The sequence below is a fragment of the Serratia sp. CY40230 genome, assembly GCF_052168835.1.
GTDB classification, from domain to species: domain Bacteria; phylum Pseudomonadota; class Gammaproteobacteria; order Enterobacterales; family Enterobacteriaceae; genus Serratia; species Serratia nematodiphila.
Genome location: NZ_JBJNLX010000002.1, coordinates 118,146 through 138,759, shown reverse-complemented (window position 1 = coordinate 138,759; position 20,614 = coordinate 118,146). Strand labels below are relative to the sequence as shown.

Here is a 20,614-nt window from a genome sequence, read left to right as displayed (position 1 = left end):
CGCATTCTGCGACTTCAGCCGCTCCCCGCCGGGGTTTATCTGCCAGCGATTCATAACCAAAAATGGGATGCAGACTTTTCGTGACGGTACGTTGTTCTGATTTTGCTTCTTTTACTTTGACAATCCGCTGCGCATTTGCGAAAACATCATAGGAAGAAGAAATTATCCCCGTAACACCAGCAAATCGTACGTATTTGCGCCGCGAGGCGGCAATGCGCGATGGGTGTGCGGAGCAGAGCGCGCAAGCGTTTGCTGATTTTTTCTCGACCTAAACGTCGTTACCTGCATCGCGCGGGGTTGGACAGACAGGCTGCGCGGCGTGGAATGATGGTAGTGAAGAAGCATATGACAGGCATCGGGTCTTCGCTTGGAACGAACCCTTACACATTGACGTTGGCTAGGGTGTGGCAAGTGCACGGAAGAAAATAAGAGAGACAATAATAATGGCAGACAACAAGAAACGCCCGGGTAAAGATCTTGACCGTATCGACCGCAACATCCTGAATGAGCTGCAGAAGGATGGGCGTATTTCGAACGTCGAGCTTTCGAAGCGCGTGGGGTTATCCCCGACACCATGTTTGGAACGCGTGCGCCGTCTCGAGCGCCAGGGTTTCATTCATGGCTATACCGCATTGCTTAACCCGCATTATCTGGATGCGTCCCTGCTGGTTTTCGTGGAGATCACGCTGAACCGCGGTGCGCCGGATGTGTTTGAGCAATTCAACTCGGCAGTGCAGAAGCTTGAAGAGATTCAGGAGTGTCATCTGGTTTCCGGCGATTTCGACTACCTGTTGAAAACCCGCGTACCGGACATGTCGGCTTACCGCAAATTGCTGGGCGAAACCTTGCTGCGTTTGCCGGGGGTTAACGACACCCGTACCTACGTAGTGATGGAAGAAGTGAAACAGAGTAACCGTCTGGTTATCAAAACACGGTAAGGTGCAGGTGCAAAACCTGATTAAATTGGTTACACTCCTGTTTATTCATACAGTTTCGGCGCCGGGGCAGTTTCTCGGCGCTGTTGCTATGTCAGCTAACAGGAACCTGGAGAGCCTTTCTTGAGCCAGGAATATACAGAAGATAAAGAAGTTACCCTGAAAAGACTCAGCAGTGGCCGGCGTTTGCTGGAAGCTGTGCTTATTGTGGTAGCGATTTTTGCCGTTTACCTCATGGCTGCGTTGGTCAGTTTCAATCCGTCTGACCCAAGCTGGTCGCAGACCGCGTGGCATGAGCCGATTCACAATCTGGGCGGCGGTGTCGGGGCCTGGTTGGCCGATACGCTGTTCTTCACCTTCGGGGTGCTCGCCTACGCGATACCGCCGATCATGCTGGTCCTGTGCTGGGCGGCTTATCGCCAACGCAGCAACAGAGACTACATCGACTATTTCGCGCTTTCCCTGCGCCTGATCGGCACCCTGGCGTTAGTGCTCACCTCCTGCGGGCTGGCGGCGCTGAACGTCGACGATCTCTATTACTTCGCTTCCGGCGGCGTGATCGGCAGCCTGCTGAGCAACGCCATGTTGCCGTGGTTCAACGGCATCGGCGCTACGCTGGCGCTGCTGTGCGTATGGGCGGCGGGGTTGACGCTGTTTACCGGCTGGTCCTGGCTGGTGATCGCCGAGAAGATCGGCGGGGCGGTGCTGGGCGTCGCGACGGTGATGACCAATCGCTCACGTCGCGAAGAGCGTTATTTTGAGGATGACGAGCGTTACGTCGACGACGAGCCTGAGCAGGCAGGGAAGGGCGCCGCCGCAGCGGTTGCCGCGACCGCCGCCGGAGCCGCGGCCGCCGATGACGACGTGCTGTTCTCCGCGCCTTCGGTCACCGAAAGCGCCAAAGCGGCGGCGGAAGACGCCGCCGATCCGTTGCTCAGCGGCCTGCGCGCCGACGATGGCGAGCTTGAAGCAGAAGCCGCATCCATCGCGCCGGCGGCTTCGCCTGCACCGGCGGTGAAGGCAGAGATCCACGAGCCCGTTGCCGCGCCGATCGCCACACAGGCGCCGTCGGTGACGGTGGCGCCGGCCGCGCCGGCCTCTGTCAATCAGCACCCGGTGAGCGCCCCGGCGCAAGACGCTACGCCGCCGCTGTATTCCTTCGAGATCCCGGAAGAAACGCCCGCGCCTAAGGCGACGCGTCCTGTCGATCCTTATCAGGATGACGATGAGCCGCGCCTCGGCAACTGGCAAGAGCCGGCCGCGCCGCAGCCGCCGGCGCGTTCTCCCTTTGATTTTACCGCCGCACAGCGTGACAGCGTCGACATCGGCAGTTCGAGCGGTTTCAGCGCCACCGGCGCCAAACCGCAGCCGGATACGGCGGCAGCCGCTGCTGCTGCAGGTGCCGCGGCGGCGACCTTTATGCCGGCCTTTACGGCGACCAGCGACGACAATCCGCAGGTTAAGCAGGGCATCGGCCCTGAACTGCCGCGGCCGAATCCGGTGCGCATCCCGACCCGTCGCGAACTGGCTTCCTACGGCATCAAGCTGCCTTCGCAGCGTGCGGCTGAACAGGAACAGCGCCAGACAGAGGCGGAGCCTCAGCAGCCGGCGACGGTGAACCCGCAGGAAGCAGAGGCGCTACAGGAAGCCGCGCTGCGTCAGGCGTTTGCCGAGCAGCAAAGCCAGCGCTATGGCGAAAGCTACGCGCCTGAGCAACAAGATGACGAGAGCGCATTGCAGGAAGCCGAGCTGAGCAAGGCGTTTGCCGAGCAGCAGCACCAACGCTACGGCGAAGGCTATCAACAGGACGACGAAGAGGCGCAGCAAGAGGCCGCGCTGCGCCAGGCGTTCGCCGAGCAGCAGCAGGCGCGCTACGGCCAGCAAGCACCTGCTCCGCAGGCACCGGCCGCCAGCCCGATCGATACCCGCAATGCTTTCAGCTTCTCGCCGATGGCGGATCTGGTGGACGATGGCCCGAGCGAGCCGATGTTCACGCTATCCCCGCAGCTTGAAGAGCGCATTGAACAGCAAAGCGAGCAAGAGGACGATGTGCCGTTCGGTCAGTTTGAGCCTGTGGCGCCTGCGGCTCAACCTCAGCAATCGCATCAGCCGCCTCAACAATACCAACAGCCGCAGCAATACCAGCAGCCGCAACAGCAGTATCAACAGCCGTCGCAGCCGCAATATCAGCAGCCGCAGCAACCGGCGCAGCAGCAGCCTCAGCAAGCTCAGGCCGAGCAACATCCGGCGATGGACAGCCTGATTCACCCGTTCCTGATGCGCAACGATCAGCCGCTGCAGAAGCCGACCACGCCGCTGCCGACGCTGGATCTGTTGACCGAAGCGCCGAAAGAAGTGGAGCCGGTCGATTCCTTCGCGCTGGAACAGAAGGCGCGTCTGGTGGAGGCCAGCCTGGCCGATTACCGCGTGAAAGCCGACGTGGTGGACATCCTGCCGGGGCCGGTCATCACCCGCTTCGAGCTGGATCTGGCGCCGGGCGTTAAAGCGGCGCGCATTTCCAACCTGTCGCGCGATCTGGCGCGCTCGCTGTCGACTTCGGCGGTGCGCGTGGTGGAAGTGATCCCCGGCAAGCCTTATGTCGGTCTGGAGCTGCCGAACGCCAAACGGCAAACGGTGTATCTGCGCGAAGTGCTGGATTGCCCGGCTTTCCGTGACAATCCGTCGCCGCTGTCCATCGTATTGGGTAAAGACATCTCCGGCGAACCGGTAGTGGCCGATCTGGGCAAAATGCCGCACTTGCTGGTCGCCGGTACCACCGGTTCCGGTAAGTCGGTCGGGGTCAACGCCATGATCCTGAGCATCTTGTATAAGGCCACGCCGAAAGAAGTGCGCTTTATCATGATCGACCCGAAAATGCTGGAGCTGTCGGTTTACGAAGGCATTCCACACCTGTTGACCGACGTGGTCACCGACATGAAAGACGCCGCCAACGCGCTGCGCTGGTGCGTGGGTGAAATGGAACGCCGCTACAAGCTGATGTCAGCTCTGGGCGTGCGTAACCTGGCCGGCTACAACGAGCGCGTCGATCAGGCCGAAGCGATGGGGCGTCCGATCCCGGATCCATTCTGGAAGCCGACCGACAGCATGGACATCACGCCGCCGGTGCTGGAGAAAGAGCCTTACATCGTGGTGATGGTCGACGAATTCGCCGATCTGATCATGACGGTGGGCAAGAAGGTCGAAGAGTTGATCGCTCGCCTGGCGCAGAAAGCGCGTGCGGCGGGTATCCACCTGGTGCTGGCGACTCAGCGTCCGTCGGTGGATGTGATCACCGGCCTGATCAAGGCCAACATCCCGACGCGTATCGCCTTTACCGTGTCGAGCAAGATCGACTCTCGTACCATCCTCGATCAGGGGGGCGCCGAGTCCTTGCTGGGCATGGGTGATATGCTCTATCTGGCGCCGAACTCCTCGATCCCGGTGCGCGTACATGGCGCATTTGTGCGCGATCAGGAAGTGCACGCGGTGGTCAAGGATTGGAAAGCGCGCGAGCGGCCCCAATATAAAGAGGGCATTCTCAGCGGCGGTGAAGATGGCGAGGGCGGTGCCGGCGGCGGCATGGAGGGCGACGAAGAGCTGGATCCGCTGTTTGACCAGGCGGTGGATTTCGTGGTGGATAAACGCCGCGCCTCCATCTCCGGCGTACAGCGCCAGTTCCGTATCGGCTACAACCGCGCGGCGCGCATCATCGAACAGATGGAGGCGCAGGGCATCGTCAGTGAGCAGGGGCATAACGGCAACCGCGAGGTGCTGGCGCCGCCGCGGCACGATTGATGGTCGTTTAGCCATTGCAATTCAATAAGAAAGGGCCGCTTAAGCGGCCCTTGTGCAAAGAAGCGTAAACCCGTTTCTTCTCGGAACATTGGCCTACCGGCCGATCGCCGGCTTCAGGTAAAGTAACGGGAGTAACGGGTTGATTGACCCGCACGGCGTCGCCCTGCGGTTAACGCATTTCATAAGGTATCTGGAATAATGAAAAAACTGTTAGTTGCCTGCTGTCTGCTTTCGGGATTCGCTTCTACCTCCGTGCTGGCCGATGCCGCACAGGATCTGCAAAGTCGCCTGGCGAAGGTGAACAGTTTCCACGCCAGCTTCTCGCAAACCGTGACCAGCGCTGAAGGCGCCGCGGTGCAACAGGGTGAAGGCGAGCTGTGGGTGAAGCGGCCGAACCTGTTCAACTGGCACATGACCTCACCCGATGAGAGCGTGCTGGTCTCCGATGGCCAAACCCTGTGGTTTTACAACCCGTTCGTCGAGCAGGTGACGGCGACCTGGTTGAAGAACGCCACCGGCAATACGCCGTTTATGCTGATCACCCGCAATAATGCCAGCGACTGGAAACAGTACAACGTGAAGCAAAAGGGCGATGATTTCGAATTAACGCCAAAATCCGCCAGCGGCAACCTGAAGCAATTCGCCATCAGCGTGACCAACAGCGGCACCATCCGCAGCTTCGCCGCGGTGGAACAGGATGGCCAACGTAGTTCTTATACGCTGAAAAGCCAGCAGAACGTTGCCGCCGATCCGGCCAAATTCAAATTTACCCCGCCGAAGGGGGTGACGCTGGACGACCAGCGCCAGTGAGGTGCAAGTGAGTAATAATCTGTCGCTCGATTTTTCCCAGAACGAGTTCCAGCCGTTGGCCGCGCGCATGCGGCCGACCACGCTGGCGCAGTATATCGGCCAGCAACACCTGCTGGCCGCCGGCAAGCCGCTGCCGCGCGCCATTGAGGCCGGGCAACTGCACTCGATGATTTTATGGGGGCCGCCGGGTACCGGGAAGACGACGTTGGCAGAGCTGATCGGCCGTTATGGCCAGGCGGATGTCGAACGGATCTCCGCCGTGACCTCCGGCATCAAGGAGATCCGCGAAGCGATCGAGCGGGCGCGGCAAAACCGCGACGCCGGCCGCCGCACCATCCTGTTCGTCGACGAAGTGCACCGCTTTAACAAAAGCCAGCAGGACGCTTTCCTGCCGCACATCGAAGACGGCACCATCACCTTTATCGGTGCCACCACCGAAAACCCGTCGTTCGAACTGAACTCGGCGCTGCTGTCCCGCGCCCGCGTTTATCTGCTTAAGGCACTGACCGCCGAAGATATCGGCCAGGTGCTGGATCAGGCGATGAGCGACAAGGCGCGCGGCTTTGGCGATCAGAACGTCGAGCTGCCCGCGGAAACGCGCCACCTGCTGTCGGAGTTGGTGGGCGGCGATGCGCGCCGGGCGTTGAACAGCCTGGAAATGATGGCGGACATGGCGGAGATCGACGCCAAAGGCGTGCGGGTGCTGACGCCGCAGCTGCTGAAAGAGGTGTCGGGCGAGCGCAGCGCGCGCTTCGACAACAAGGGCGACCGTTATTACGACCTGATTTCCGCGCTGCATAAATCGGTGCGCGGTTCGGCGCCGGACGCCGCGCTGTATTGGTATGCGCGCATCATTACCGCCGGCGGCGATCCGCTCTATGTGGCGCGCCGTCTGTTGGCGATTGCCTCTGAAGACGTGGGCAACGCCGATCCGCGCGGCATGCAGGTGGCGATCGCCGCCTGGGATTGCTTCACCCGCGTGGGGCCGGCGGAGGGCGAGCGCGCCATCGCGCAGGCGATCGTCTATCTGGCCTGCGCGCCGAAGAGCAACGCGGTTTACACCGCGTTCAAGGCCGCCATGCGCGACGCCAGGGAGCAGGCCGATTATGACGTACCTGAGCACTTGCGCAACGCGCCGACCAAGCTGATGAAGGAGATGGGGCTGGGGGCGGAGTACCGTTACGCCCACGACGAACCCAACGCCTACGCCGCCGGCGAGAACTACTTCCCGCCCGAAATGGCCCATACGCGCTACTACCAACCGACCTCGCGCGGGCTAGAAGGGAAAATCGGCGAAAAGTTGGCATGGCTGGCTGAGCAGGATCAAAATAGCCCGACAAAACGCTACCGCTAGCGTGGCCGTTGCGGTAAGGTTAGCGGGTATCACTCTTCTTTTATGCGGCTATAAATCAGCCGCATAGAACAACAACACTTCTTTCAATAACAACAAGCACAGGATTAGCATGCTCGATCCCAATCTGCTGCGTAATGAGCTAGACGCAGTCGCCGTCAAACTGGCTCGCCGAGGCTTTAAACTCGATCTGGATCTGCTGCGTTCGCAGGAAGAACGCCGCAAAGTTCTGCAGGTAGAAACTGAAACGCTGCAAGCGGAACGCAACTCCCGATCGAAATCCATCGGCGCGGCCAAAGCGCGTGGGGAAGACATCGAGCCGCTGCGTCGCGAAGTGAACGAGCTGGGTGACAAGCTGGATGCCGCCAAGGCGGCGCTGGATGCGCTGCAAAGCGAGATCCGCGATTATGCCCTGACGCTGCCTAACCTGCCGGACGACGCGGTGCCGGATGGTAAAGACGACAGCGAAAACCTGGAAGTCACCCGCTGGGGCGAACCGCGTCAGTACGACTTCGCGGTGCGCGATCACGTCGATCTGGGCGAAATGGCCGGCGGGCTGGATTTTGCCGCCGCGGTTAAGCTGACCGGTTCGCGCTTCGTGGTGATGAAAGGGCAAATCGCCCGCATGCACCGCGCGCTGTCCCAGTTCATGCTGGATCTGCACACCGAGCAGCACGGCTACCTGGAGGCCTACGTGCCTTACCTGGTCAACCACGCCACGCTGTACGGTACCGGCCAGCTGCCGAAGTTCGGCGAAGATCTGTTCCATACCCGCCCGCTGGAAGAAGAAGCCGACAGCAGCAACTACGCGCTGATCCCAACGGCGGAAGTGCCGCTGACCAACTTGGTGCGCGACGAGATCGTGGAAGAGGAATCTCTGCCGCTGAAGATGACCGCACACACGCCATGCTTCCGTGCGGAAGCCGGTTCTTACGGCCGCGACACCCGTGGTTTGATCCGCATGCACCAGTTCGACAAGGTTGAAATGGTGCAGATCGTCCGTCCGGAAGATTCGATGGATGCCCTGGAAGAGCTGACCGGTCACGCGGAAAAAGTGCTGCAGCTGCTGAACCTGCCTTACCGCAAGGTGCTGCTGTGCACCGGCGACATGGGCTTCGGCGCCTGCAAGACTTACGATCTGGAAGTGTGGCTGCCGGCGCAGAACACCTACCGCGAGATCTCGTCCTGCTCCAACATGTGGGACTTCCAGGCGCGTCGCATGCAGGCGCGCTGCCGCAGCAAGGCCGACAAGAAACCGCGTCTGGTTCACACGCTGAACGGCTCCGGCCTGGCGGTCGGCCGCACGCTGGTGGCGGTGCTGGAAAACTACCAGCAGGCCGACGGCCGCATTCAGGTGCCTGAGGTACTGCGTCCTTACATGGGCGGCCTGGAATATATCGGCTGAACAGTCAATCACTAGAAAAAGCGCCTGCGGGCGCTTTTTTTATGTCGAGAATTCAGCCTTTCGCCAGCGTATAAGCTTGTTTAATGTAGTCTGCCAGATGCTTGCTTTTAACCTCGTCGGGCGAGTGAAGCTTGATGTGCCGCCGATACTGGCCGCTGCCCTCGAGCTGGTGATAACGATCTTCCAGGCGGTAGCCCTGGCCGAACTCTACCGTGACGTGGCTGCGGTAGGCGAAAACGCCGCAGAAAAATTGAGTATGCGAGAACATGATGCCGCCGTATTTGACCGATTCGGTGACGCCACTGCCGCTCGCCGCAGCGACCCGGCGCACCTGTTGTACGATCTCCAGCAGCTCGCCGTGCGTGCTGCCGATGTCCGCCAGCAAGGTCTCGACCGCCGCATTATTTGCCTGACTCATCTCGCTTCTCCGTCGTTAAATCCGCTCTGCGCTGAGCATAGCGCTTTTTCAGCCGCTTAGCCGGAAACAAATCGTGCGCTGGAATGATAAGAGGCAATTGACTTTTTTATCGCCAGTGGCATGATGCGCGCACTCTCATTGCGCGTTCGGTCACAATTTCACTATGTCCGCTTACTCCCGCCCGGTGCTCTTATTGCTCTGCGGCCTCTTGCTGCTCACGGTATCCATTGCCGTTTTGAATACGTTAGTGCCGCTTTGGTTAACCCATGCTCAGCTGTCGACCTGGCAAGTGGGTATGGTCAGCTCCTCTTATTTCAGCGGCAACCTGTTGGGCACGTTGGTAGCGGGTAAACTGATCCAGCGCGTTGGCTTCACCCGCAGCTATCATCTCTCTTGTTTGCTGTTCGCCGCCGCGACCGCCGGCATGGTGCTGTCGATCGATTTCTGGAGCTGGCTGGGCTGGCGCTTCTTCGCCGGCGTCGGTTGCGCCTGGATCTGGGTGATCGTGGAGAGCGCGCTTTTGCGCAGCGGCAATTTGAGCAACCGTGGCCAGCTGCTGGCGGCCTATATGATTGTCTATTACCTCGGGACGGTGACCGGCCAATTGCTGTTGAGCATGACCTCGACCGAATTGCTGCACGTGGTGCCGTGGGTGACCGCGATTGTGATCAGCGCCATGCTGCCGATGCTGTTCGCGCGGGTCAACCGCCATGAAGACGAGCCGCAGCAGGCGGCGGTGTGGACAATGTTGAGACGCCGCAGCGCGCGCCTGGGCATCAACGGCTGCATCATCTCCGGCATCGTGCTCGGTTCGCTGTATGGCCTGATGCCGCTGTACCTCTCTCATCAGGGCATGAGCGACGCTAACGTCGGCTACTGGATGGCGCTGTTGGTCAGCTCCGGCATCGTCGGCCAATGGCCGGTCGGGCGCCTGGCCGATCGTTACGGGCGCCTGCTGGTGCTGCGCATTCAGGTGTTCGTGGTGATTCTGGCCAGCGTGGCGATGCTTGGCAACTACGCCATGGCGCCTTCGCTGTTCATCCTCGGCTGCGCCGGCTTTACCCTGTACCCGGTGGCGATGTCCTGGGCCTGCGAGAAGGCGCTGCCGCACGAGTTGGTGGCGATGAACCAGGCGCTGCTGATGAGTTACACGATAGGCAGCCTGCTGGGCCCGTCGATGACGGCGCTGCTGATGCAAAACTACTCCGATCGCGTGCTGTTCGTGATGATCGCCGCCGTGGCGCTGGTTTACCTGCTGATGCTGCTGAAGAAGCAGAAGCCGGATCACCATCACACGCCGTTCGCCGCCGCCTGAGCATAAAAAAACCGGCTATGAGCCGGTTTTTCTTTGGCGCTGCGCCAATCAGTAAATCACTTTGTGGCCGTAGCTTTCCAGGATGCCTTTGACGCGATCCATGGTCTCGGCCTTCGGCGGATGTACGCCGTCCAGCTTGTACTCTTCCCCCATCGCCACCCATTTGTGCTTGCCCAGTTCGTGGTAGGGCAGCAGCTCGATTTTCTCGATGTTGCTCATGTCTTTGGTAAACTCGCCCAACAGATGTGCCGACTTATCGTCGTCTGACCAACCCGGCACCACCACGTAGCGGATCCAGGTGCGCTGGTTGCGTTTCGCCAGGTAGCGGGCGAATTCCAGCGTGCGGTGGTTGGAAACGCCGACCAGATTCTGATGGATCTCGTCGTTCATCTGTTTCAGATCCAGCATCACCAGATCGGTGGTGTCCAGCAGCTCGTCGATCACCGGATCGTAGCGGCGCACGAAGCCGTTGGTATCCAGGCAGGTATTGATGCCTTCGGCATGGCAGGCACGGAACCAGTCGCGCACGAATTCAGCCTGCAGGATCGCCTCGCCGCCGGACGCGGTCACGCCGCCGCCAGAGGCATTCATGAAGTGGCGGTAGGCCACCGCGTCTTTCATCAGCTCTTCGACGGTCACTTCTTTGCCGCCGTGGGTATCCCAGGTGTCGCGGTTATGGCAATAGAGGCAGCGCATCAGGCAGCCCTGGAAGAAGACGATAAAGCGGATCCCTGGCCCGTCGACGGTGCCGCAGGATTCGAAGGAGTGGATGCGACCAGTTACTGACATTGCGGGGTTTTCTCCAATATTGACTGTCAAACGCAGTCTAAAAATAGGCGCGTGGCCGCCGGCCAGGTATCTGCGATGCAGTGGCGGGGTGAGCCCGCCACCGGGGGTAATGATGCCTGTCGGCCGGTCAGTTGCCGGATAACTGTTTTGCCGGCTATCCATTCAGTATAGATGTCCGGCAAAACAGACTCGTACAGAGTCAGGGGAGAGCGGTGGGAGAAAAGGGCCGGCAGAACCGGCCCTGACGTTGCTACCGGGCGGTTTCCCGCCCGGCTGGCGCATTACATCGTTTGAGTGAAGGTACGAGTAATGACGTCCTGCTGTTGCTCTTTGGTCAGCGAGTTGAAGCGCACGGCGTAACCGGAGACGCGGATGGTCAGCTGAGGGTATTTCTCAGGGTTTTCCATCGCGTCCAGCAGCATTTCGCGGTTCATTACGTTGACGTTCAGGTGCTGGCCGCCTTCGATGGAGGCTTCATGGTGGAAGTAACCATCCATCAGGCCCGCCAGGTTGGCTTTACGCACGTCGTCGTCTTTACCCAGCGCGTTAGGCACGATGGAGAAGGTGTAGGAGATCCCGTCTTTCGCGTAGGCAAACGGCAGTTTGGCTACCGAAGTCAGGGAGGCTACTGCGCCTTTCTGGTCGCGGCCGTGCATCGGGTTGGCACCTGGGCCGAATGGTGCACCGGCGCGGCGGCCATCCGGAGTGTTACCGGTTTTCTTACCGTACACCACGTTGGAGGTGATGGTCAGTACGGACTGGGTCGGTACCGCGTTGCGGTAGGTGCGCAGTTTCTGAATTTTCTTCATGAAACGCTCAACCAGGTCGCAGGCGATGTCATCGACGCGGGCGTCGTTGTTACCGAACTGCGGATACTCGCCTTCCACTTTGAAGTCGATAGCCAGGCCGTCTTCGTCGCGAATGGTGGTGACTTTCGCGTACTTGATGGCGGACAGGGAGTCGGCCGCCACGGACAGACCGGCGATGCCGCAAGCCATGGTGCGATAAACGTCACGGTCATGCAGCGCCATCAGCGCAGCTTCGTAGCTGTACTTGTCGTGCATGTAGTGAATGATGTTCAGCGCGGTCACGTACTGCTTGGCCAGCCAATCCATAAAGTGGTCCATGCGGGCCATGACTTTGTCATAGTCCAGCACTTCGTCCATCATCGGCGCTTCTTTCGGGCCGACCTGCATTTTCAGTTTTTCGTCAACGCCGCCGTTGATGGCGTACAGCATGGTTTTCGCCAGGTTGGCGCGGGCGCCGAAGAACTGCATTTGCTTACCGACGATCATCGGGCTGACGCAACAGGCGATGGCGTAGTCATCGTTGTTGAAGTCAGGACGCATCAGGTCGTCGTTTTCGTACTGTACGGAAGAGGTGTCGATGGACACTTTCGCCGCGAATTTCTTGAAGTTCAGCGGCAGCTTCTCAGACCACAGGATGGTCATGTTCGGTTCCGGAGACGGCCCCATGGTGTACAGGGTGTTCAGGAAGCGGAAGCTGTTTTTGGTGACCAGGGTACGGCCGTCGACGCCCATACCGGCCAGGGACTCAGTCGCCCAGATTGGGTCGCCGGAGAACAGTTCATCGTACTCAGGGGTACGCAGGAAGCGCACCATACGCAGTTTCATCACCAGGTGGTCGATCAGTTCCTGCGCTTGCTCTTCGGTCAGTTTGCCCGCCTTGATGTCGCGCTCGATGAACACGTCGAGGAAGGTGGACACGCGGCCGAAGGACATGGCGGCGCCGTTCTGGGATTTCACCGCGGCCAGGTAGCCGAAGTAGGTCCACTGCACCGCTTCTTGCGCGCTGGTGGCTGGGCCGGAGATGTCGTAACCGTATTTGGCGGCCATCTCTTTGATCTGAGCCAGAGCGCGATGCTGTTCAGCGATCTCTTCACGCAGCTGGATGGTCATTTCCAGATCTTCGCCGTTTTCCAGTTTTTCCTGCAGCGATTTGAACTGGTTCAGCTTGTCGGCCATCAGGAAGTCGATGCCGTACAGCGCCACGCGGCGGTAGTCGCCGATGATGCGGCCACGGCCGTAGGCGTCCGGCAGACCGGTCAGCACGCCGGATTTACGGCAGTTCAGGATGTCTTTGGTGTAAACGTCGAATACGCCCTGGTTGTGGGTTTTGCGGTATTCGGTGAACACTTTTTTCAGCTGCGGATCCAGTTCGCGGCCGTACACTTTGCACGAACCTTCGACCATTTTGATGCCGCCGAACGGGATCAGCGCGCGTTTCAGAGGGGCGTCGGTCTGCAGACCCACGATGGTTTCCAGCTCTTTGGCGATGTAACCCGCGTCGTGAGAAACGATGGTTGAAGCAACGTTGGTGTCGAAATCAACCGGCGCATGAGTGCGGTTTTCCAGTTTGATCCCTTCCATAACCTTGTCCCACAAGGTGGTGGTGGCTTGAGTAGCGCCAGCCAGGAAGGATTCGTCACCCTCATAAGGCGTGTAGTTTTTCTGGATGAAGTCACGAACGTTGACTTCATTCTGCCAGTCACCCTTGCTGAAACCTTCCCAAGCGTTGGCTAATTTCTCGTTAAGTTCGGTCATTGTACACCTACCTTTGATTGTGGATTTCTAACTCTGCGCGCGGTTACTCACAGCTTAGTGCTGCTCGCGGCCCCCGCGCAGATAAATTACCCAGTAAGTCAACCCAACCAGCAGACCACCGCCGATGATGTTACCGAGGGTGACCGGAATCAGGTTGTCGATGATGAAGTTGCTTACTGTCAGATGAGCGAATTGCTCAGGTACCGCCCCTACGGCTTGCCAGAATTCCGGCGTGGCGAAGTGTTTGACCACGATGCCCATAGGGATCATAAACATGTTGGCGATGCTGTGTTCGAAGCCGCTGGCGACAAACATCCCGACCGGCAGCACCATGGCGAGCATCTTGTCGGTCAGGGTGCGGCCGGAGTAGCTCATCCAGACCGCCAGGCAGACCATCAGGTTGGCCAGAATGCCGAGGCACACGGCTTCGATGAAGGTGTGATGCAGCTTGTGGTCTGCGGTTTGCAGGACATTCAGGCCCCACTGGCCGTTGGCGACCATATACTCGCCGGAGAACCAGATCAGCGCCACGAAGAACAGCGCGCCGACCAGATTGCCGAGATAAACGTTCAGCCAGTTGGCGCCCAGCTGGCCCCAGCTGATGCGGCCGCTGGCCTTGGCGATGACGATAAGCACGGTAGAGGTGAACAGGTCGGCGCCCGACACCACCACCAGCATTAACCCGAGAGAGAAGCAGATGCCGCCGACCAGTTTCGCCAGCCCGAAAGGCACGCCGGCGGTGCCGGTGGTCGCCGTGATGTAGAAGACGAAGGCGATGGAAATGAAGACACCGGCGGTGATCGCCAAATAAAACGTTTTCAGCGGATGTTTGGTGGCTTTATACACGCCGGCATCTTCAGCGATTTTCGCCGTTGCCGCAGGTAAAATCAGATCGAAGGGGCTGTCAGTTTTCAAACTAACTCTCGCTCTTAAGGGTTAAAACAACGCAATGAGATACTAGCAAAGCAGTATAGGGGAAAATTTGATTTGGATCATAAGGCGGGGAAGTAGAGCGGTGAAATGACGTGTTTTTTGTGTGGTTTTTATGTTTAATTTATTGATTTTTAATAAAAAACAATTTTTTAATGTTTGCAAATTTTTTTGAATCCACCGAGTGGTCGGCGTGGAGTAAAGTTAAATTTTTAGGCGTTTTGTCGCCGCGCGGCGCTGAAAGTTTAATTATCGGTTAATTATTATTTCACCGTCCGGCAACAATTGACGGTTTATTTATTTTTATGGTCGTTTAACCACCTATTTCCCGGCGAAAAAATAAAACCGAATGCGTTGAAATAAACCGCAAAATTGAAAACGCCGCAACGGAGTGCGGCGTTTGGCAACAGGGGTACTCCCAAAGTGGCAGTATCCCCTGATGATGCTTAGGCCTTGGCCCAGTGGCGGCGTTTGGCCGCCTGCAGCTTCTCGTAAGCCGCCAGCAGCGCCTGATGGGCCGGCAGCGCCTTCAGATCGGCATCGACGGCGAACAGCCCGTTGAAGCGCTCTTCACCGCTGATGGCGGCGGAGGCGGCGTCGACCGCTTCCTGGCCGTACATCTTCACGAACGCGGTATAGTACTGCGCCGCTTCGCGTTCAGGCTCCTGCGCCAGCAGCAGCAGCGTTTGCAGGCAGCGGTAGTAGTTGCTGCGCGCCGGGCTCAGCACCGAGGCGTTGAAGTCCTGCGTCCATTCGGTCCAGATCAGCGCCTGATCCAGATCGCCGCCCGCCAGCGCCAGCATCGATTTCAGCTCGCCCACGCGCAGGGTATACCAGGCGTTGTCTTTGCCGCTGGCAATGCCCAGCAGTTCGCGTACGCGGGTAAAATCGTCCAGCCCTTCGTCGTCCAACTGCTCGATCAGCGCCAGGTATTCTTCCGGCTCCCACTCGCTGCCCGGCAGCGCCAGCAGCGTATCGCGCAGGTGCGCGCCCATGCTGTTGTTAGCCAGCAGCAGGTCTTCCGCCGGGTAGATATCGGACATGCCCGGCACGATGATGCGGCAAGCGTAGACGCCCAGGTGCTCATAGTCGGCGATGTACACTTCCGCGTCTTCCTTGTCGAAGATGCTCATCAGGGTGGCGAACTCTTCCTGCGTGCTGCCGCTGAAGTTCCAGTCAACGAACGGATAGTCCGCGTCCTGCTTGAACAGATCCCAGGAGATCAGGCCGCTGGAGTCGATGAAGTGCGTTTCCAGGTTGGTGTGTTCCGCCACTTCTTCGTCATCGAAGGTCGGCGCGGTGAACACGTCGAGATCTTTCAGGCTGCGGCCCTGCAGCAGTTCGGTTACCGTGCGCTCCAGCGCCACGCCGAAGTCCGGATGCGCGCCGAATGAAGCGAAACAGGTGCCGTTGGTCGGGTTGAACAGCACCACGCAGATCACCGGGTAGTTGCCGCCCAGCGAGGCGTCATAGGGGAGGATCGGGAAACCTTCCTCTTCCAGCTTGGCGATAGCTTCCACCACGCCCGGGTAGCGGTTCAGCACCTCGTCCGGGATCGCCGGCAGGCTGATGGATTCGGCGATGATGCGGTTTTTCACATAACGCTCGAACACTTCCGACAGGCCCTGCACGCGCGCTTCGTTGGCGGTGTTGCCGGCGGACATGCCGTTGGAAACATACAGGTTGCCGATGATATTCATCGGGATGTACACGGTTTGCTGGTCGGACTGACGGGTAAACGGCAGTGCACACACGCCGCGATCGGCGTTGCCGGACTGCAGATCGACCAGATCGCTGGCGCTCAGCTCTTGCTGCGGATCGTAGAAGGCGTGCAGACGTTCGTCGAGGATGCCGGCCGGCAGCGCGTCGTCTTCAGGGATCGGGAACCATTTCTCATTCGGATAGTGCACGAAGTCGCCTTCGGCGATCTGTTTGCCCAGATAGAAATCGGCGAAGAAGTAGTTGGTGGACAGGCGCTCGAAATATTCACCCAGCGCGGAGGCCAGCGCGGCTTTTTTGCTGGCGCCTTTGCCGTTGGTGAAGCACAGCGGGCAATCGCGATCGCGGATGTGCACCGACCACACGTGCGGCACCGGGTTCAGCCAGGAGGCTTCTTCGATGTTGAAACCGAGATCGCTCAGTTTCTGCTGGAAACGGGAGATGGAGTCTTCCAGGGCGGCGTCTTTACCGGGGATAAAAGTTTGCGTCATTGTCTTCACTTTTTGCGCGTACTAAAAACGCGCAATGATACGGGGTTTTACGCTGGAGCTCCACGTATTCCTAAAGCGGTGGCAAAGTCACAGTTTTTTTAAGGATAAAGGCCATAATTCAGCGAGTTATCTGTCACGGAGAAATCTAATGAAATCAGTGAAACTCAGCGTGTTAACCCTCTTGTTGACCGGCGTCAGCGCCTCGGCGCTGGCGCTGCCCAACATCACCTTGCTGGCGACCGGCGGCACTATCGCCGGCGGCGGCGATTCGGCGACGAAATCCAACTATACCGCGGGCAAACTGGGCGTCGAGGCGTTGGTCGATGCGGTGCCGGCGCTGAAAGATATCGCCGACGTGCAGGGGGAACAGGTGGTGAACATCGGCTCGCAGGACATGAACGATCAGGTCTGGCTGACGCTGGCGAAGAAAATTGACGCCGACTGCGGCAAAACCGACGGCTTCGTCATCACCCACGGCACCGATACGCTGGAAGAGACGGCCTATTTCCTTGATTTGACGGTGAAATGCGACAAGCCGGTGGTGTTGGTGGGGGCGATGCGACCGGCGACGGCGATGAGCGCCGACGGCCCGTTCAACCTGTATAACGCGGTGGTGACGGCGGCGGATCCGCAATCGGCCAACCGCGGGGTGCTGGTGGCGATGAACGACACCGTGCTGGACGCGCGTGACGTCACCAAGACCAATACCACCGCCGTGCAGACCTTCCAGTCGCCAAACTACGGCCCGCTGGGGTATATCCACAACGGCAAGATCGATTACCAGCGCTCGCCGCAGCGTAAGCATACCCGGGAGACGCCGTTCGACGTCAGCAAGCTGAACGAGCTGCCGAAGGTCGGCATCGTCTACAACTATGCCAACGCCTCCGATGCGCCGGCCAAGGCGCTGATCGCCGAAGGCTATCAGGGCATCGTCAGCGCCGGGGTCGGCAACGGCAACCTGTATAAAACCGTGTTCGACACCCTGGCGACGGCGGCGCACAACGGCGTGGCGGTGGTGCGTTCTTCGCGCGTGCCGACCGGCGCCACCACCGAGGATGCGGAAGTGGACGACGCCAAGTACGGCTTCGTGGCCGCCGGCACGCTGAATCCGCAAAAGGCGCGCATTCTGCTGCAGCTGGCGCTGACGCAAACCAAAGACGCGAAGCAGATCCAGCAGATGTTTAATCAGTACTGATCGTTTCCTCTCCTGCGGGGGCCATCCGGGCTCCCGCAGCCATCTTGGCTGAATACAGCATAAAACACCGCGTTAACCCGCTGAATTTCCCCATGTCACAGGGTTTTATCGTCCAAACAATCGCGACGGCCGCAGAGCCTGTCATCACCCGGCACGGCCGTTTGCCGCCGACGGGCGAATAAGCGTTGCAGCCATGGGGCGTGAGTGATAAAACCGATGGGTTGGTTAACGCGAGCGTTAACTTCGGGCGTCTTTTCGACAGGTCGCTTTTCTGCGGCGAACAGTGAATGTGGTGAGGGGAAATGACTCAGGTTTATAATTTTAGCTCTGGCCCGGCGATGCTGCCGGTGGAAGTGTTGCGTCGTGCGGAACAGGAACTGTGCAACTGGCACGGCCTGGGAACGTCTGTGATGGAGATCAGTCACCGCAGCAAAGAATTCATCGCCGTTGCCGAGCAGGCGGAACAGGATCTGCGCGATCTGCTGAAAGTCCCCTCCAACTATAAAGTGCTGTTTTGCCACGGCGGCGCCCGCGCGCAGTTCGCCGCGCTGCCGCTGAACCTGCTGGGCGACAAGGCCACCGCCGACTATATCGACGGCGGCTATTGGGCGCACAGCGCCATCAAGGAAGCGGAAAAGTATTGCGCCCCGAACGTCATCGACGTGAAGACCCGCATCGACGGCCTGAGCGGCATCACGCCGATGAAAGAGTGGCAACTGAGCAACGACGCGGCTTACGTGCATTATTGCCCGAATGAGACCATCGACGGCGTGGCCATCGATGAAACGCCGGACTTCGGCGACAAAGTGGTGATCGGCGATTACTCCTCGACCATCCTGTCCCGCCCGCTCGACGTCAGCCGCTTCGGCGTGATTTACGCCGGCGCGCAGAAAAATATCGGTCCGGCCGGTCTGACGCTGGTGATCGTGCGCGACGATCTGCTGGGCAAGGCGCGCAAAGAAGTGCCGTCTATCCTTGACTACACCGTGCTGGCCGAGAACGGCTCGATGTTCAACACCCCGCCGACCTTCGCCTGGTACTTGTCCGGGCTGGTGTTCAAATGGCTGAAAGAGCAGGGCGGCCTGGTGGAGATGCAAAAACGCAATCAGGCCAAGGCCGAGCTGCTGTACGCGACTATCGATAAATCTGACTTCTACCGCAGCCAGGTGGCGATCGCCAACCGTTCCTGGATGAACGTGCCGTTCCAGCTGGCCGATGCGGCGCTGGACAAGGTGTTCCTCAGCGAAGCCGAGGCCATCGGCCTGCAGGCGCTGAAAGGCCACCGGGTAGTTGGCGGCATGCGCGCTTCTATTTACAATGCCATGCCGCTGGCCGGCGTCCAGGCGCTGACCGACTTCATGGCCGACTTCGAACGTCGTCACGGTTGATTCCGGCAGCCCGCCAGGCGCGGGCTGCCTCAGGCTGTTGTCCTTTTGCATTAAAGCGGCTCCGGCATTATTCCGGAGCCGTTTCGTTTATCAGAATTGGAGAGTTTTGTTCACATGGTGGATTCCCTGACGTTACAACCGGTCGCCCTGGTCAATGGCACCGTCAACTTACCCGGCTCGAAGAGCGTTTCTAACCGCGCTCTGCTGCTGGCGGCGCTGGCGGAGGGAACGACCCGGCTGACCAACCTGCTGGACAGCGACGACGTGCGTCATATGCTGAATGCGCTGCAGGCGTTGGGCGTGAACTATCAGCTTTCCGCCGATCGCACCGTATGTGAAGTGACCGGCGTGGCCGGGCCGTTGGTGGCCAACCAACCGCTGGAACTGTTCCTCGGCAATGCCGGCACCGCGATGCGCCCACTGGCGGCGGCGCTGTGCCTCGGTGAAGGCGACGTGGTGTTGACCGGGGAACCCCGCATGAAAGAACGCCCGATCGGCCATCTGGTGGACGCGTTGCGCCAGGGCGGGGCGCAGATTGATTACCTCGAACAGACCGATTACCCGCCGATTCGCCTGCGCGGCGGTTTCCAGGGCGGCGACGTCACCGTTGACGGCAGCGTCTCCAGCCAGTTCCTGACCGCGTTGCTGATGACCGCGCCCCTGGCGCCGCAGGATACGCAAATCCACATCAAAGGCGAGCTGGTTTCCAAGCCGTACATTGATATCACGCTGCACCTGATGCGTACCTTCGGCGTATCGGTGAGCCACGACAATTACCGGGTGTTCCACATTCAGGGGCGCCAGACGTATATCGCGCCGGGCGATTACCTGGTTGAGGGCGACGCTTCTTCCGCCTCTTACTTCCTGGCGGCGGCAGCGATCAAAGGCGGCACCGTGCGCGTGACCGGCATCGGTCGCAAAAGCGTGCAGGGCGACACCAAGTTTGCCGACGTGCTGGAGAAAATGGGCGCGCGCATCACCTGGGGTGACGATTTCATCGAGTGCAGCCGCGGTGAACTGCGCGGCATCGACATGGACATGAACCACATTCCCGACGCGGCGATGACCATCGCCACCGCAGCGCTGTTCGCCGAGGGGCCGACCACCATCCGCAATATCTACAACTGGCGGGTGAAGGAGACCGACCGTCTGGCGGCGATGGCCACCGAGCTGCGTAAAGTGGGGGCGGAAGTGGACGAAGGCGAAGACTACATTCACGTCGTGCCGCCGGCCAAACTGCAGTTCGCCGAGATCGGCACCTACAACGATCACCGCATGGCAATGTGCTTCTCGCTGGTGGCGCTGTCGGATACGCCGGTCACCATTCTCGATCCGAAATGCACCGCGAAGACCTTCCCGGATTATTTCGAACAGCTGGCGCGCATCAGCCAGCCGGCGTAACCCGTCAAATCGTTTATTTTAAGGTCCCTTTGCGGGCCTTTATCGTTTTTAACCTTTGGCGACCGGCGTTTCTTCTATACTTTTTCGCGGTTATGCGCTTATTTTCAA

At 59.6% G+C, this 20,614-nt stretch carries 14 protein-coding genes; 9 read left to right on the top strand and 5 right to left on the bottom strand.

Going from position 1 to position 20,614, the window contains the following annotated elements; all coding sequences use genetic code 11:
• The first annotated feature begins 443 nt into the window (after window positions 1–443).
• The 5 genes from lrp (at window position 444) to serS (ending at window position 8,296) form a co-directional block, all read left to right on the top strand.
• Complete coding sequence (gene lrp / locus ACJ8IJ_RS07820) at window positions 444–938, top strand: leucine-responsive transcriptional regulator Lrp (protein WP_004928318.1); 495 nt, start codon at window positions 444–446, stop codon at window positions 936–938.
• A 120-nt stretch (window positions 939–1,058) separates the two neighbouring features.
• Window positions 1,059–4,730, top strand: a complete 3,672-nt coding sequence (locus ACJ8IJ_RS07815) for a DNA translocase FtsK 4TM domain-containing protein (protein ID WP_442518505.1) — start codon at window positions 1,059–1,061, stop codon at window positions 4,728–4,730.
• Window positions 4,731–4,928: 198 nt separating this feature from the next.
• Complete coding sequence (lolA, locus tag ACJ8IJ_RS07810; RefSeq protein ID WP_004928303.1) at window positions 4,929–5,540, top strand: outer membrane lipoprotein chaperone LolA; 612 nt, start codon at window positions 4,929–4,931, stop codon at window positions 5,538–5,540.
• Window positions 5,541–5,607: 67 nt separating this feature from the next.
• Window positions 5,608–6,894, top strand: a complete 1,287-nt coding sequence (locus ACJ8IJ_RS07805; RefSeq protein WP_442518643.1) for a replication-associated recombination protein A — start codon at window positions 5,608–5,610, stop codon at window positions 6,892–6,894.
• 109 nt (window positions 6,895–7,003) lie between these two features.
• Entirely contained in the window at window positions 7,004–8,296 is a 1,293-nt protein-coding gene (gene serS, locus ACJ8IJ_RS07800) for a serine--tRNA ligase (RefSeq protein WP_004928296.1), read from the top strand.
• 52 nt (window positions 8,297–8,348) lie between these two features.
• Here serS and ACJ8IJ_RS07795 read toward each other — a convergent pair whose 3' ends face one another.
• Window positions 8,349–8,714 (bottom strand): DUF1801 domain-containing protein, encoded by a 366-nt coding sequence (locus tag ACJ8IJ_RS07795; RefSeq protein ID WP_442518504.1) that lies wholly within the window; start codon window positions 8,712–8,714, stop codon window positions 8,349–8,351.
• Window positions 8,715–8,877: 163 nt separating this feature from the next.
• Here ACJ8IJ_RS07795 and ACJ8IJ_RS07790 point away from each other — a divergent pair, with 163 nt between their 5' ends.
• Window positions 8,878–10,029 (top strand): MFS transporter, encoded by a 1,152-nt coding sequence (locus ACJ8IJ_RS07790; RefSeq protein WP_004928291.1) that lies wholly within the window; start codon window positions 8,878–8,880, stop codon window positions 10,027–10,029.
• A 48-nt stretch (window positions 10,030–10,077) separates the two neighbouring features.
• On the opposite strand, the gene pflA is transcribed toward ACJ8IJ_RS07790, so the two are convergent.
• The 4 genes from pflA to ycaO form a co-directional block, all read right to left on the bottom strand.
• Complete coding sequence (gene pflA, locus ACJ8IJ_RS07785) at window positions 10,078–10,818, bottom strand: pyruvate formate lyase 1-activating protein (protein ID WP_004928289.1); 741 nt, start codon at window positions 10,816–10,818, stop codon at window positions 10,078–10,080.
• A gap of 281 nt (window positions 10,819–11,099) precedes the next feature.
• Entirely contained in the window at window positions 11,100–13,382 is a 2,283-nt protein-coding gene (gene pflB / locus ACJ8IJ_RS07780) for a formate C-acetyltransferase (RefSeq protein WP_004928286.1), read from the bottom strand.
• 54 nt (window positions 13,383–13,436) lie between these two features.
• Window positions 13,437–14,297, bottom strand: coding sequence for a formate transporter FocA (gene focA, locus ACJ8IJ_RS07775; protein WP_004928284.1), 861 nt, complete (start codon window positions 14,295–14,297; stop codon window positions 13,437–13,439).
• A 461-nt stretch (window positions 14,298–14,758) separates the two neighbouring features.
• Window positions 14,759–16,522 carry a 30S ribosomal protein S12 methylthiotransferase accessory factor YcaO gene (ycaO, locus tag ACJ8IJ_RS07770; RefSeq protein WP_442518503.1) on the bottom strand — a complete coding sequence of 588 codons (1,764 nt, stop codon included), beginning with the start codon at window positions 16,520–16,522 and terminating at the stop codon, window positions 14,759–14,761.
• Between the two features lie 148 nt (window positions 16,523–16,670).
• Between ycaO and ansB the strand changes: the two genes are divergently transcribed.
• From ansB to aroA, 3 genes are all read left to right on the top strand, one after another.
• Window positions 16,671–17,717: an L-asparaginase 2 gene (gene ansB / locus ACJ8IJ_RS07765; RefSeq protein WP_154870707.1), complete on the top strand. Its 1,047-nt coding sequence runs from the start codon at window positions 16,671–16,673 to the stop codon at window positions 17,715–17,717.
• 302 nt (window positions 17,718–18,019) lie between these two features.
• Window positions 18,020–19,105 carry a 3-phosphoserine/phosphohydroxythreonine transaminase gene (gene serC / locus ACJ8IJ_RS07760; protein ID WP_004928275.1) on the top strand — a complete coding sequence of 362 codons (1,086 nt, stop codon included), beginning with the start codon at window positions 18,020–18,022 and terminating at the stop codon, window positions 19,103–19,105.
• A gap of 114 nt (window positions 19,106–19,219) precedes the next feature.
• On the top strand, window positions 19,220–20,506 hold the full coding sequence (aroA, locus tag ACJ8IJ_RS07755; protein ID WP_342578519.1) for a 3-phosphoshikimate 1-carboxyvinyltransferase: 1,287 nt from the start codon (window positions 19,220–19,222) through the stop codon (window positions 20,504–20,506).
• The last annotated feature ends 108 nt before the right edge of the window (window positions 20,507–20,614 follow it).

Coding starts and splice junctions, on each gene's coding strand:
- lrp (WP_004928318.1), top strand. CDS start 444: ATGGCAGACAACAAGAAACGCCCGGGTAAAGATCTTGACCGTATCGAC.
- lolA (WP_004928303.1), top strand. CDS start 4,929: ATGAAAAAACTGTTAGTTGCCTGCTGTCTGCTTTCGGGATTCGCTTCT.
- ACJ8IJ_RS07805 (WP_442518643.1), top strand. CDS start 5,608: ATGCGGCCGACCACGCTGGCGCAGTATATCGGCCAGCAACACCTGCTG.
- serS (WP_004928296.1), top strand. CDS start 7,004: ATGCTCGATCCCAATCTGCTGCGTAATGAGCTAGACGCAGTCGCCGTC.
- ACJ8IJ_RS07795 (WP_442518504.1), bottom strand. CDS start 8,714: ATGAGTCAGGCAAATAATGCGGCGGTCGAGACCTTGCTGGCGGACATC.
- ACJ8IJ_RS07790 (WP_004928291.1), top strand. CDS start 8,878: ATGTCCGCTTACTCCCGCCCGGTGCTCTTATTGCTCTGCGGCCTCTTG.
- pflA (WP_004928289.1), bottom strand. CDS start 10,818: ATGTCAGTAACTGGTCGCATCCACTCCTTCGAATCCTGCGGCACCGTC.
- pflB (WP_004928286.1), bottom strand. CDS start 13,382: ATGACCGAACTTAACGAGAAATTAGCCAACGCTTGGGAAGGTTTCAGC.
- ycaO (WP_442518503.1), bottom strand. CDS start 16,522: ATGACGCAAACTTTTATCCCCGGTAAAGACGCCGCCCTGGAAGACTCC.
- ansB (WP_154870707.1), top strand. CDS start 16,671: ATGAAATCAGTGAAACTCAGCGTGTTAACCCTCTTGTTGACCGGCGTC.
- serC (WP_004928275.1), top strand. CDS start 18,020: ATGACTCAGGTTTATAATTTTAGCTCTGGCCCGGCGATGCTGCCGGTG.
- aroA (WP_342578519.1), top strand. CDS start 19,220: ATGGTGGATTCCCTGACGTTACAACCGGTCGCCCTGGTCAATGGCACC.